Origin of the sequence: Luteolibacter sp., from assembly GCF_039920825.1 — a bacterium.
Lineage (GTDB): Bacteria > Verrucomicrobiota > Verrucomicrobiia > Verrucomicrobiales > Akkermansiaceae > Luteolibacter.
Window position 1 is genome coordinate 22,033 of record NZ_JBDSCX010000083.1, and the last position, 13,045, is coordinate 35,077.

The following is a 13,045-nucleotide window of genomic DNA, read 5'->3' on the forward strand; positions in this document are numbered from 1 at the left end:
CGCCGTTATGACACCTCCGCCCTGTGAATCACCGATGCGGCTTGTGTGAAATTTCCGGGAAGAAGCCTGAACTGAAACGAAAAACGGCCTTCCCGATTTCTCGGAAAGGCCGTCGGGAATGGGGAGAGAACTGTGGGGAATTTATTCAACTCCAAAGCGGAAGAACTTCTTCCCGCCGGCGTCGATGGTGAGGCGCCAGACGTAGATCATCGCATCGTTGGTGATGCCCGGGGTTAGGCGCCCGTCACCCTTGCTGACCACGTTGCCAGCCGCATCGAGCATCTGCACGTCGGACGATTCAAAGTCGTTGTCGTTACCGACGAATAGGAAGAAGTCGTTGGCTGCCGGGGTCGAGAGATCCGGAACCAGCGCCATGGCTTCGATCTTCTCGTTCAGCGTGTTGGCGTTCGCGGGAATGTTCGTGTTCAGACCGAACTTCGCAAGGTCGTCCGGCTGGAGCATATTGATGATCTCCGCAGTGGCGGCGGCGTTGATACCGTCGCGAAGCACCCCACCAGGGCTGATCTGCTGGCCGACACCGTCATACTGGCCAAGAATGTTAGAGGCGGAGGCGAAATCGACGAGCTGCACCGACTTGAACAGGATCGGCGCTGAGTTGAGCTTGCCCAAACCATTGGCGTCGCGCGGCAGCATCAGGAATGAGCTGTTTCCGAGCGCGACGATCTCCGACTGGGCGGCGGTGCCGTCCGCCCCGGAACCATCAGCGTTCAGGTCGATCTGCGGCAGCTTCACCACATACTCGCCGATGATCTGCGGATTCTCGCGGTTAGGACCGGCAATGTCATAGACGAACAGGCGGGCGTTGCTGCGAGTCTGCTGCTGGGCACCGTTCGTGTCCTGAACGGTGGCGCTCTGGAGCAGGGCAAAAAGGCGGGTGCCGTCGGGCGTGACGGACATGCCTTCGAGACCCTGGTTGTTGCGACGGCCTGTCGTCGGAGGGCTGACGGAATCGAAGTTCGGCACGCCGGACTTGAACGGTTGCGCAGCGCCGGGGAGCTGGGTGAGGCCGATGATCGTCTTCGCCGCATCGAAGCGGGCGATGTAGGTTCCGTATTCGTCCGAGAAGTAACCGGAGCCATCAGGGAACAGATAGACCGCCTCGGCATCGATGCTGAGGAGATTTTCCTGCGCGCCACCGGGGCCGTTCGCCGCCGTCACCGTGCCGATTGTCTGAGAGAACAACATGGAGGTGCCGGTCGGATTGAGACCGGTGGTGAATTTCACCGTCGGCCCATCTTGATAAGTAAACTTGGTCGAATCCATATAAGTCATCGAGACTTGGTTCTGGGCGACCGGGCCCGCGCCATAATACGGAGCGAAGGTGAAGTCCACCTTGTGCAGACGGGCGGCGTAGTTGGAAGTGCCGTCGCCGTGGCCACGGTCCGGAAGCACGTTAAAGGTGCCGCTGAACTGACCGGCGTTGTAAGCCCAACCGTTGATGACAAGACCGGACGAAGCGCCCTGCGTTTCACCAAACTTGTCCAGGCTTTCACCGCTGAGCCGACCCACTCCGACGAGACCTTCGTTCACCACGCGGACACCGCCGAGAGAAGCGCCAGCCGGATCGGAGGCGGTGTTAGGCAGGAGGCAGACTTGCGAGGCTCCGGGTGCGGACGGGCCGGTGCCGGGAAGCGAGTAGGTGAAGGTGGTTTCATCGCCAGTCACCACGGAGGAGGCCACGGTGTAGTCGAGTCCCAACAAGGAATTCGTCCACGTCTGGAGGTCGCCGGAAGCCTGGAGCTGGCCGTTCAGATTTCCCGTGTCCGTGAGGCGGGTGAATTTGAGCTCAAAAGCGCCTCCGTTCGGCAACAGTTGCGCCATGTTGGCAAAACCACTTCCGTTTGGATTCTGGTTGAAGAAGTATTCCAGACCGTCGGTGATGCCATCTCCATCCGAGTCGGCGTTGAAACCGGCGGAGGCGTAGCCGTTCGCCGCAAGCCATGCGGCGAAGCTCTTCTTGTTATTGGCAATGCTGCCGGGCGAGCCGGTCTCGGAAGCGCTGTTCACCGCGACAAACGCTCCGTTGCTGCCGGCGGCGCTGAGGGTGGCGACGATTGGAAGCGGCAAAGCAGTGCTGCCGATGGCCGCTGGATTTTCGAACGTCTTGAAGGAGCCGGTGGTAGATGCGCCGAACGCGATACCGGCGACCCGATTGCCATTCGAGTCGAACAGGTTGACAGCATCGCCGCCGGTGCCAAGGCCGCCCGCACCGGTATAGCTGCCGATCTGGAGCCCGGCGGGCGAATTCGCGCCGAACCAGTTGTTCAGGAACGTTGCCGCCTTGACCGCGAGATCCGTGGTGTCGATGAGGATGATCGACTCCCCCGGAGCGATGCTTGTGACACCGCCCACAGGCCCGGCGCTGGCGAAGGCGTTCGAATCATCATCCACCTTCAAGCCGGTTAGATCCACCGTGGTGAGACCTTTGTTAGTGACTTCGAACCAATCGGCAGCTACAGGACTGTTGCTGCTGGACCACGGCGCGACCTCGGAAATCACCAGGTTTGGAGTGACTGCCAGTGTGAAGTTCAGGCTCACATCCGGAGTCGTGCCTACCGTGATGTCATCCGCTCGGATGGCAATGGAGTAAGTAGGCTTCGTCGTGGAACTCAAGGAGGCCCCAGCCTTGAGGAAGAGCTGCGTGCCGACGATTTCAAAGGACGCCGCGTCCGGTCCGTCAAGCGACAGGTCATTGGTTCCCTGGCCGTCGTCGGTGACGGCAATGTCCGCCAGCTTGATGGCGCTTGCGGTGCTTGTCGTCTCGTTGAGCGAGCCGACCTTGTTGTTCAGCACCACAGCGGTTGGAACCAGGTTGAAGTCGTTGTCGGCGATGGAGACCGTCGCCGTTTCCGACAACCCGACATCATAACTGCCGGTGTCGAACAACGCCAGCGTGACCGTTTCGGTGCCCTCCACCTCGGAGTCGTCAACCGGGGCGATGGTGATATCGACAAAGGATTGTCCCGCGGGAATGGTCACCAAGTAGGTCAGAGCCGGCGTGTAGTCGGCAGCGGTGGCTTGTCCCGCACCCGTGGCGATGGTGTAATTGACATCCAGCGGGGAAACCGTGAGGCCCGTGCGGGAAACACGGAACGTGCCGGGATTGGCGCCTTCTTCCGCAGCACTTGCGTCCGTGGCCGCGATGGACACGAGAGGAGTTGCGGAAGGAGTGGAGGTTCCGGGAGAGCCAATTTCGTTAGATGTGGCATTCGCCGCGATGGCGCCATTGTGTCCGACCACGCTCAATTCCATGATGGTGACATTGTTGAAGCCATCCGTGTTGTCGAAGGTGCGGAACGGGCCGGGAGTGGTAGTGGATGTTCCGAAAACGGCACTCGCCTTTAAGGTTCCTTCAGCATCGTAGATCGTGACCGCGTCCCCCCCCGTGCTGAGACCTGGACCACCATAATAGCCGACCTGAAGGCCTGGAGGAGGATTGGCACCAAACCAATTGGTGATGAACCCGCTAACTTTCGCGGAACCGTCCACGAAGATCACCGACTCGCCTGCAGCGATGCTGGTGATGCCGCTGATCGGTCCGGCGCTGCCAAACGTGGCGGCGCTGTCGGTCATTTTCCAACCGGTGATATCGACGGCGGTCGATCCGGTGTTGGTCAGCTCGAACCAATCGGCTGCGACTGCGCTGTTACCGCTGCTCCATGGCGCCACTTCGGTAACTCTGATGAAGCCCGAGCGGTCCACCACCTCGGTGACATTCAGAGTGAAAGCCGTGGAGGCATCTGGAGTGCCGCCGACCGACGTGTCATCGACATTAACGCTCACACTGTAGCTTGTCTTGGTGGCGAAGTTCAGAAATACGCCCGCTTTCAAATAGAGACCGCTGCCAATGATTTGAAAATCAGCGGCATCCGGGCCGGATAACGTAAGGGTGTTGGCTCCGACTCCGTCGCCATCCGTAACCACGATGTTGGCCATTTTGACGGGCACGGAAGTCGAGGTGTCGCCAGGAAGGGAGGACGAAGCCGAGCTCAAGGCCAAGGCAGTAGGAGGGAGATTGGCGACATTCGAAGGAGAATAGACCCAGAGTTGCGGGTGGTCCGCGTCGCCGCCGCCGTTTTCGCTGACGATATACAGATTGCCTTCGCGGTCCACGGTGATGCCCTCGTGGGTCTGGTTCTGGATACTCAGCGGATTGCCCGCATCAGCGACGAGTTTCAGGGTGCTCAGGATATTTCCGGAACGGTCAACGTTGCGGACCATTCCCGATTCCTGACTGAGCACCAGCAGGTTTCCCGCCTGATCATGACCCGTTAGACCCGGCAGGTTCGAGAGCGCGAACACATCGGACATGTCCTCAAGGCTTGCCAACGAGGGGTCGAACAGGTTAGTGGAATTCACCGTGGAGGAGGAACCGTTAGAAGCCGTCCCGGTGACGAAATCGATCGTTGTCTGGAAGATGCCAATCGGGCCGGCTTCCTTTACGAAGATGAAGCCGCTCGACTGCGGATCATATGAAAGTCCTTCCAGGCCGATGTTGTCGATCGTGGTACCAAGCTTGACGGTCTTGGCCGCGCTGCGGGTCAATGTGCCGCCGGGGACGTAGGTGAATCTCACCGCCTGGCGATCGCGCTCTTCGGTGAAGACGAACTCGCCGCCGCCAATGTAAGTGATGCCTTCGGTGTCGAAAAACTCCGTGCCTTGGGAGCTATCGCCGGGAGGCAGAGTCATCGAGCTGACTAGCTGGCCGGTCTTCGTCACTTCGGTAACGGAAGTACCGCCGTCGCCTACGATGAACAGCGTGCCCGTGTCCCAGTTGTAAGCCACGCCCGAGGCTTCCTGGGCGAGCAGGCTGTTAGCCGGAGGAGTGGTGCGGGTGGGTTCCGGCAGATCATAGCGACCCACACGGACGTATTCCGACAAATCCACCGTGGTTTCGTTGTCGGTGATCGCCACATCGCGGGTGGTCGTCTCTCCGAGGACGATACCGGCTGATGGAGACGAAATGGTCAGTAGTGCGGTTTCGTCTCCTTCGAGAATCAAGTCGTCAACAATGGTGAAAGTGACGCTCCCGGTGGTCGAACCATTCGGGATGGTGATCGTCGTGGTGGATAGAATGTAATCTCCGGCGGTGATTCCCGTGCCGGTGACGGCGAGGGAAAGCGTTTGATCGCCGGTCGCCGCGGCACTGGCCGTGGCCGTTACGGTGATCACGGTGGCACCGGCCTCTGTGCCGGCGTTGGCGCTCACGGACAGATTCACAGCTGGAATGGAAGCGGCAACCGTAAAAGCGGTGGTGTTCGGTATCGTGGTTCCGTAAACGCCGTTGGCGGTATCAACCGTCCAGTTTGCCACGTTGGAAATGATCGGCAGATAGGCGGCGAAGGTCGTCTGCCCGGTGCGGGTCCCATTGTATTCGGCAAAATCACTGCCACCTGAGAAAGCCGTTTGAAGCGCTCCGTTTCCGACACTCAGGCCCGTGTTACTCAGGAAACCCGCACCCGCGGTCCCAAAGGACGTATTGCAAATGGCGGATAGAAATGCCGTTGGTGTGGATGAAGCGGTATTAGCCTGATAGGCATAGACCGAATCCTCACCAGTGCTGATTCCCCAGTTCGAACTACCGGAGACGCTGGCGCGGGACAGAGTGCCGACACTGGCCGAGAGTGTCGCGACATCCACTGAAAGGAAACGAATAACGGTTCCAGCAGGAATGGTGGAGGCCCCGGAAACCCATTGGGTGTAACTCTCACCCGTATTGAAGGCCAAGCCATCCCATTCGTTATCAGTGAAATAGACTGTCGAGTTCGCAGGAATGGGCACAAGAGCCACCATTGCCCAGCCGTCTTCATCGGCATTGAGCGCGGTGAACATCAAATCACCGGCGTTCAACGCTCTCGCCTGTGGGGCAGTCAGCGCGATGCAACCTAGGAGGATACTGGAGAATATCGAGGTACTTGCGATTATTCTATTCGGGGAGGATATAGATAGAGGGTTCATGGGATGGGATAGCGATTGAAAATCCAAGCGGGACTCTCGCGGAGATTCGCCGGATCGATCCGATCAACAACCCACCCATTGTGACTTTATCGTTCCATTTGTTCCGCCCGGACTCAAGCAAGCGGCAACACCAGCTTGGCCAGCGTGCCGCCACCTTCCGCCGGCTCAAGGCTGATGGAACCACCATGGAGTTCGGCGGTTTCCCTAACTAAAGTGAGCCCCAGCCCGGTGCCTTTGCGTTTTGAGGCATGGTGACGCAACGAGTAAAAACGCTCGAAAATCTTCTCCTTCGCGTAGTCCGGGATTCCGGGGCCGTGGTCGCGGATGGACAGGACGACCTGGCCGTCACCGGACTCCACCGAGATGCCGACGGTGCTGCCCGGCGGTGAGAAATCGATGGCATTTTCCAACAGATTCGTCACCGCCGCACGAAGAATGAAGGCGTCCCCGCGCAGCAGGACGGGTGATGATTCCGGCGTCTCATCCAGCAGAACTCCCGCCACGTCGGCCAGCGGACGCGCTTGATCAATGGCGCGGGCAACGATGGTGCGGAAGTCGATTTCCTCCGCTTTTTCAAGGCTCGCACGACCTTCGATGGCGGCGAGTTCCAACAGACGATTGATCAACCGCTCGCTGCGGGCGGTCTCCGCACGGATGTTTTCGAGGAATCGCTTGCGGTCCTGGATCGGCATTTCTTCGTCCAACAACTCGGCCGCGCCGCGGATGGCCGCGAGCGGACTCTTCATCTCGTGAGTGAGCGTCTGGATGTAGCGCTCGGCATAACGGCGGCCCTCCAAGACATCGCGCATCGAGTCGAGGGCATGCGCCAGCGTGTTGACTTCGCGGCCGATTCCGATTTTCGGCTTGAGCGGTCTTTCGCCGCGTTCGATGGCGCGGGCGTATTCGGTGATTTTACCGATGGGATGGAACAACCAAAGGAACACGGCGCCAATGAGAAACAGAATTCCGCCGCCGATCATGCCGCAAGCGGTATAGATGATGCGCCGCCTCTCGCGCACGAGCGGCTGGACATCGGCTTGGGGCTTGAATACAGTTAGAACCCCATCGGGTTTCGCTGGATCACCCACGGGAGCGCCTACATACAGCACCGAAGTGGTGGAGTCGTTCTCGAAATCACGGCTGCTGCGAGCACCGTAACGGCCACCCAGAGTGCGGGCGACATCCAGTTTCGCGGCGAAATCCTGACCCTCGCGGCGGCCGCCGTCGGAGTCGAAAATGACGATCCCCTTCGAGTCCGTTAGGTAAACATGAATTCCGACCTTGCGTTTGGTGTGCTCGAAAATCCTGGCTTGGAGTTCCCTGCCGTGGGCGCCTTCGAAGGCTTTGCGGAGTTCGTCGGATTTGAAATGGTGCTCGCGGATGTCGTCGGTCACCACTTCGGCGAGGACATTCGCGACATCGACCATGACCTCCTCGGTCGCTTGGAAAGTCTGAGGCTCGACCTCGGAGAGGAAATGACGGGCAAGCTGATAGAACCCGAGCGTGATGATGAACGCGATGAAGAACAAGGTGACCCGGGTGAAACGCATGACGGGGTCACAGGGAAAGCAGATAGCCCAAGCCGCGGCGGGTCTGGATCAGATCCTCGGCTCCGGCCTTGGCAAGACGCAGCTTGGCACGGATGGATTTCACATGGGCGTCGATGGTGCGGTCGGTGACGGCACCGGGATCCTCCCACGCCTGATCCAGCAGTTGGTCGCGGGTGTAAACCCGGCCGGGTCTCGCCAGGAGGACCAGCAGCAGTTTATACTCATGGGCCGTTAGATCCAGCAGCTCGCCATGACAATGGATGCGCATCGCGGAAACGTCGTGATGCAGCGGTGTCTCTGCCACTGCATCCGGATTCCCCTGCTGCATGGGTGAAGCGGTCTGGGAACGGCGCAGGATGGCCCGGACACGCGCGACGATTTCCCGCGGCGAAAACGGCTTGGTCACGTAGTCGTCGCCGCCGAGCTCGAGCCCGAGAATCCGGTCGAGCTCGGCATCGCGGGCGGTAAGGAACAGGACCGGGATCGACGATGTTTCGCGCAAGCGGCGGCAAACCTCGAGTCCGGTCATGTCCGGCAGGCCGATGTCGAGAATGGCGAAGTCAAATGGCTCGCGTTCGGCGGCGGCCAAGGCATCGGCACCTGTCAGCGTATGGGTGACCTCGAAACACTCGGTGCCGAGGGCATACACGAGCGTGTCGGCAATGGCCGGTTCATCTTCAACCAGTAGGACGCGGGGCATTCACGGATTTCAACCGCTCACCGTGAAATGCCAATGAAGAAAGCATGAAATCGCACGCGCTCCCGACGGTGGATTTCCCGGCTTGCGAGACCCACGAAACGCCGCATGGTTCCGGCCTGTACATGCCGGTCTTTCTTCTCATCATCGCCTGCGCCTTGTGGGCAGTGAGCTTTCCGCTGGTGAAGGCGCTGCACCTCGAACAAACAGCCCGCATGCCGGGAGTTTCGAGCCTGTTTCTCGCTTCGTGGATGCAGATGGCTCGCTTCGGATTGGGAGCAGCGATGCTCGTGCCCTTCATCATTGGTAAAAAGCGACCGACTTCCCTGGAGATCCGCCAGGCGCTGGTCCTCGCGTTTTGGGGCGGGAGCGGCATGTGGTTGCAGGCGGACGCACTCGCCTACACCGCCGCCTCCACCTCGGCATTTGTTACCCAGGCCTACTGCATTTTCCTGCCGCTCTGGGCGTGTTTGCAATCCCGGCAGGCTCCAACAGCCAGGGTTGTAGGGGCGACACTCATGGTTCTAACCGGCGGCGCGATCCTCTCCGGATTGCGTCCCGGCGATCTGAGACTCGGACGCGGGGAAATCGAGACGATCGGCGCGGCGTTTCTCTTCACCTTCCAGATCCTCGCCTTGGAAAACCCGCGGTACGAGGGAAATCGCGGACTCCCGGTCACGTTCGTCATGTTTCTCGGCATCGCGGTTTTGTTAGCTCCGGTCACGCTTATCTCGGCACCGAACCTTGCCGCGTGCGTCTCCGCCGGAGCTTCCCTCCCGGCCTTCGCGATCATCGGCAGCCTCGCCCTGTTCTGCTCGGTGGGGGCCTATCTGCTGATGAACATCTGGCAGCCCCGCGTCTCCGCGACGGAAGCGGGGTTGATCTACACCACCGAACCGGTTTTCACAGCGGGATACGTGCTGTTTCTACCCGCCGTTCTCGGCACATTTATTCACGGCATCTATCCAAACGAATCCCTCTCTACCACGACGATCCTCGGGGGAGGTCTGATTCTCGCTGCCAATATCCTGATGCAGTGGAAGCGTCCGCCTCATTTGCCGGCGGCGGGACCGGTTTCCTAACTGCTGACGAAGCTATTCGAAATCAAACGTCTTCCGCCGCGTTGGCAGGAGTTTGAAACGGCCGCCGTTTGCCTTGCGGATGGGATCAAACACGTAGTCCATGCCCACGGACTTGATCTCGCAAACCTGGGCCATCAGCTCGCCGAGCCGACCCTTGGGGAAACCGCGCTCCAGAAACCAGCAGAGATATTCCATGGGAAGATCCATGATGGGAACTCCAGCCGGCGGATAGGCCTTGATGCCGAATTTGCCGAAAGGGATCCGCGTTTTACCGATCTCGATGAGGAGGTTTCGGAAATCCTCGCGATCAATCTCGGTGATGTCAGCCACGGGACGTTATCCTTTCGGAGCCTCGGGAGTGGCCACCTTCGGGCTGTGGGCCTTGAGTGCGCTTTCCGACTGGGTCTTGAAAAAGGAATCATATTGATCCTTCGGGATCACTTCCATGGAGCCGACCATGTTACCGTGGCCTTCGCCGCAGAGCTGGGCGCAGACGACGTAGGTTTCCAAGGTTTTTACCGGAGTGAACCACATCGGGATTTCACGGCCGGGAATCGCGTCCTGCTGGATCCGCATGGGAACGATGCAGTAATTGTGGATGACGTCCTTGGTGGTGATGTTGAGGACCACAGGTTGGTCAACCGGGAGTTTAAGGATCGGACTGGTGAAATCGTCCAAAGCGTTAGGATCGGTGTAGTCGATGCCGAGTTCGTTCGTGCCGGAAATGAGGTTCGGATCGATGCGGCCGAACTTGTTGTCAGCACCGGGATAGTGATAGGTCCAGCCGAACTGCCAGCCGACCACGCGGACGCGGTTCGGATTGAGGTTTTGAACGGCCTTCCAACTGTCGACGCGCTCGGCCCAGAGAGGGAATGCGAATCCGAGCAGAAGCACGGCTTCCACGATGATGACACCGACTTCCAAATGGCTGGAAAGGTGGCTCTTCACCCCTTCATAGGATGCCTTCGGGTTGTTTTTGTGCCAGAAGCGGAAGATGCAGTAGAAGAAGAAGATCGTCCACCCGACGAACAGCGCGATCATGAACCAATGGACGACATCGATCATGTGGTCCACTTGTCCACCGTGGGCGGAGAAATTTTTCGGGATACCGAGGAACTGGGAAGGACTTAAATTCATGGAAATTCTAACTCTAAAATGGTTGTTCTCTAAACGAAGCGATCAACGCGCGGACTCGGTCGGCACGTAATCGTCGGAAAGCGTTGGATCGAGATGCTCTTTTTCCCGACGGGCCAAATGGAACATGAAAACACCGACTCCGCCGAGCATTGCCAGAATCACTGCAAGCAGGAAAAAGATCGACCAACTGGCCGCCTCGCCTCCTCCGGCAATCATGGTGACTCGGCAGGTGGAGCAGGAGAGGAAATTTGACATGAGGTTCATGGCGGTTGCGGGAATGGGAGAAAAAATCAAATGTGGATCCGGGTGATCTTGCGATAAAAGTAGATGCCGTAAACAGGCAGCACCAAGGCTCCGGTCACGCCGATGGCACCCACGATCTTCGTCGCGCCGTTGAATTCAGGAGCCAACAGTAAGGACCACAACGCCAGGAAAATGCAGAGCAAGGTACTGACGGTCACGAAGACGATATGGAATCCTTTGAGTGACATGGTAGGAGTGCGTTGGAGTTATTCAAACCCGGTCGGATATCAACGATGTGTCGGCGAGGCCAACATTTTAGGAGTCATGGATTCTTTTCCGTAGAATAGATTATCGTGAATCGGATCCTTCATGGCGAGGGCCGTGAGGAAGGCAAGGCTGCACACCATACACAGGCCGGAACCGAACAGCCAGTAAACCGCCTTTTTTTCGTGATTAAGGTGCATGAAGATTGCTGCGACCAAGGTGGCCTTGATGGTCGCAATCGTCAGTCCGATAACACAGTCCACCGTGTCAAAACCATGCTTGCCAAAGTCCAACACGGACCACTCGGCGACCAGCACGGTCAAAATCGTACCGACTATCAACGCGAGGAACACAATCAAATAAGTGCGAACGGATTTTTTGATCGCTTCAGGAGTATCGGCCATTTGAGTAGGAAATTTTAGATTCAGGATTCGGGATTTACATCAAATAAAGGATCGGGAAAACGAAGATCCAGACAAGGTCGACAAAGTGCCAGAACAGGCCGCCGATTTCAACCCGGTTGGCAAGCCACTCCGGATTGGTCAGATACATCTTCCGACCGAAGAACAGATAGTAGGAGAGGACAAGTGCACCACCGATGACGTGCAGGCCGTGGAGGCCGGTGATGGTGAAATAGATGGCGTAGTAGGTGTTCCACGCCGGGGTGAATTTAGCAGCGAATCCGATTTCCTCGCGAGGGACTTCCAGTGTGTGAAAAGTCTCGTTGCCACGAACTTCATAGTTGGGTCCGAAGAAGTTTTCCTTGGCGCGATCCATCCATGCGAGCTTGGCATGTCCGCCATCCTCGGCCTTTTTACCGAAGTCCTGCCAACCGATGCGATAGAGTTCCTTGTGGGTCGGCACGCGGTTCGGGTTTCCATGCTCATCCAATTTATAGTCCTTGATCAACTGGGCCTTGAGCTTGGCGATTTCGCCCTGATGCCATTCCCAGGCTTCTTTCGCGAATTCATTGTTCTTGATGAGCCATGAATTCTCGATTGCGACTTCGGGATCGATCCCCTTCTCCACGGCCTTCATGACGAGGTATTGGAAGTCGATCGCGTCCACATAATGGAAACCCATCGGGCTTTCCAACAGTTTGCCTTCAACCGCCGTGTCGTCACGGAGCACCGACGCGCTTTCCGCCTCCTTGATGTCGCGGGGAGCGAAATCGAAGCGGGTTGGAGGATCTACCTTGAAGGCGACATTTGAAATTTCAGTTAGCAACAAGGGTTCGAGAGCCTTGGTGTCGATGTTCACGTCAGAGGAGTATTTCCAATCGCTTTCACCCGGATGGGTCGCCTTGGCTTTCTTCCATTCCAGACGAAGCGCTGCGGTCCGCAGTGCGCTGTTGTGGCTCGCTGCAGCAAGATGGAGTTTTTGAATACGATCAAGAAGTTCAACCGAGAGCGGGTCACCAGCCTTGGCGATGACATCCGCAGTTCCTTTTTCCTTGGTGACTGCGGTGACGTCGGCTGCGAGAACGATCTTGGCTTCGTGATGCTTCGCCTCGCTGAGGAATTCCTCAACCCATGGCTTGTAGAAACGGCGGGTGTTGAAGGTCAGCTTCGAGGTTTCCACATAGATCATGTTTTCCTCAATCTTGTCGCCCTTGTGGTTGAGCACAAACTCCTCGCCTTCCTTCTCGAAACCCAAGTGACCTTCGATGATGGAATAATCCTTCAGACGAAGCGCCTGGTGATGAAGCTTCACGCTGTATTCCACCGCCTTAAGAGCCATGAAGATCAAGGCGCAGAACACCGTGATGCCCATGAAGATCTGGAAATTCCGCCAGTTACGGAGCTTCAACGACGCCCATGCGAAGACGACGGTAACCGACGAACCGATGAGAACGAAGGTGTTGATCAAACCAGGAAGCACGGGAAGCGTCCGCTCCGGCCACGGATAGTCCGCGCCGATCCGGAGGAACACGTAAGCCGAGAAGAAGCCGCCGAAGAGCATGACTTCGGAGGCAAGGAACAACCAGATCGCGATCTTCGAGTTGAAGAGGCCGGTGTCCTTGCGGGGAGTGACAATATAGGGAATTTCCATTTGAGAAAAGGAAGGCTGGTGAGGTGATTAACCGCGGATGC

10 protein-coding genes are annotated in these 13,045 nt (G+C 58.1%); 1 reads left to right on the forward strand and 9 read right to left on the reverse strand.

The annotated features are described in order from the left end of the window. Positions 1-141 precede the first annotated feature (141 nt). The 3 genes from ABIQ96_RS23650 to creB form a co-directional block, all read right to left on the reverse strand. Positions 142-5,853, reverse strand: a complete 5,712-nt coding sequence (locus ABIQ96_RS23650) for an SdiA-regulated domain-containing protein (RefSeq protein WP_348217124.1) — start codon at positions 5,851-5,853, stop codon at positions 142-144. A 239-nt stretch (positions 5,854-6,092) separates the two neighbouring features. Continuing rightward, complete coding sequence (gene creC / locus ABIQ96_RS23655; RefSeq protein ID WP_348217125.1) at positions 6,093-7,529, reverse strand: two-component system sensor histidine kinase CreC; 1,437 nt, start codon at positions 7,527-7,529, stop codon at positions 6,093-6,095. Positions 7,530-7,536: 7 nt separating this feature from the next. Beyond that, a complete protein-coding gene (creB, locus tag ABIQ96_RS23660) occupies positions 7,537-8,229 on the reverse strand; it encodes a two-component system response regulator CreB (RefSeq protein WP_348217126.1) in 693 nt (230 codons plus the stop codon). 44 nt (positions 8,230-8,273) lie between these two features. Here creB and ABIQ96_RS23665 point away from each other — a divergent pair, with 44 nt between their 5' ends. Beyond that, positions 8,274-9,308: a DMT family transporter gene (locus tag ABIQ96_RS23665; RefSeq protein ID WP_348217127.1), complete on the forward strand. Its 1,035-nt coding sequence runs from the start codon at positions 8,274-8,276 to the stop codon at positions 9,306-9,308. Positions 9,309-9,320: 12 nt separating this feature from the next. Here ABIQ96_RS23665 and ABIQ96_RS23670 read toward each other — a convergent pair whose 3' ends face one another. Genes ABIQ96_RS23670 through ABIQ96_RS23695 form a run of 6 tightly spaced genes read right to left on the reverse strand, consistent with a single transcriptional unit; the run spans position 9,321 to position 13,004 of the window. Then, positions 9,321-9,638, reverse strand: a complete 318-nt coding sequence (locus ABIQ96_RS23670) for a DUF3820 family protein (RefSeq protein ID WP_348217128.1) — start codon at positions 9,636-9,638, stop codon at positions 9,321-9,323. Positions 9,639-9,644: 6 nt separating this feature from the next. Next, positions 9,645-10,445 (reverse strand): cytochrome c oxidase subunit II, encoded by an 801-nt coding sequence (locus ABIQ96_RS23675; protein WP_348217129.1) that lies wholly within the window; start codon positions 10,443-10,445, stop codon positions 9,645-9,647. A gap of 42 nt (positions 10,446-10,487) precedes the next feature. Next, positions 10,488-10,709, reverse strand: coding sequence for a hypothetical protein (locus ABIQ96_RS23680; protein ID WP_348217130.1), 222 nt, complete (start codon positions 10,707-10,709; stop codon positions 10,488-10,490). A gap of 26 nt (positions 10,710-10,735) precedes the next feature. Continuing rightward, a complete protein-coding gene (locus tag ABIQ96_RS23685) occupies positions 10,736-10,936 on the reverse strand; it encodes a hypothetical protein (RefSeq protein ID WP_348217131.1) in 201 nt (66 codons plus the stop codon). Between the two features lie 39 nt (positions 10,937-10,975). Next, complete coding sequence (locus tag ABIQ96_RS23690) at positions 10,976-11,356, reverse strand: cytochrome C oxidase subunit IV family protein (protein WP_348217132.1); 381 nt, start codon at positions 11,354-11,356, stop codon at positions 10,976-10,978. 34 nt (positions 11,357-11,390) lie between these two features. Next, on the reverse strand, positions 11,391-13,004 hold the full coding sequence (locus ABIQ96_RS23695; protein WP_348217133.1) for a cytochrome c oxidase subunit 3: 1,614 nt from the start codon (positions 13,002-13,004) through the stop codon (positions 11,391-11,393). Between the last annotated feature and the right edge of the window lie 41 nt (positions 13,005-13,045).

Excerpts from the sequence above, each read along its gene's own strand:
- ABIQ96_RS23650 (WP_348217124.1), bottom strand. The coding sequence starts at position 5,853 with ATGTTCACCGCGCTCAATGCCGATGAAGACGGCTGGGCAATGGTGGCT.
- creC (WP_348217125.1), bottom strand. The coding sequence starts at position 7,529 with ATGCGTTTCACCCGGGTCACCTTGTTCTTCATCGCGTTCATCATCACG.
- creB (WP_348217126.1), bottom strand. The coding sequence starts at position 8,229 with ATGCCCCGCGTCCTACTGGTTGAAGATGAACCGGCCATTGCCGACACG.
- ABIQ96_RS23665 (WP_348217127.1), top strand. The coding sequence starts at position 8,274 with ATGAAATCGCACGCGCTCCCGACGGTGGATTTCCCGGCTTGCGAGACC.
- ABIQ96_RS23675 (WP_348217129.1), bottom strand. The coding sequence starts at position 10,445 with ATGAATTTAAGTCCTTCCCAGTTCCTCGGTATCCCGAAAAATTTCTCC.
- ABIQ96_RS23680 (WP_348217130.1), bottom strand. The coding sequence starts at position 10,709 with ATGAACCTCATGTCAAATTTCCTCTCCTGCTCCACCTGCCGAGTCACC.
- ABIQ96_RS23685 (WP_348217131.1), bottom strand. The coding sequence starts at position 10,936 with ATGTCACTCAAAGGATTCCATATCGTCTTCGTGACCGTCAGTACCTTG.
- ABIQ96_RS23690 (WP_348217132.1), bottom strand. The coding sequence starts at position 11,356 with ATGGCCGATACTCCTGAAGCGATCAAAAAATCCGTTCGCACTTATTTG.
- ABIQ96_RS23695 (WP_348217133.1), bottom strand. The coding sequence starts at position 13,004 with ATGGAAATTCCCTATATTGTCACTCCCCGCAAGGACACCGGCCTCTTC.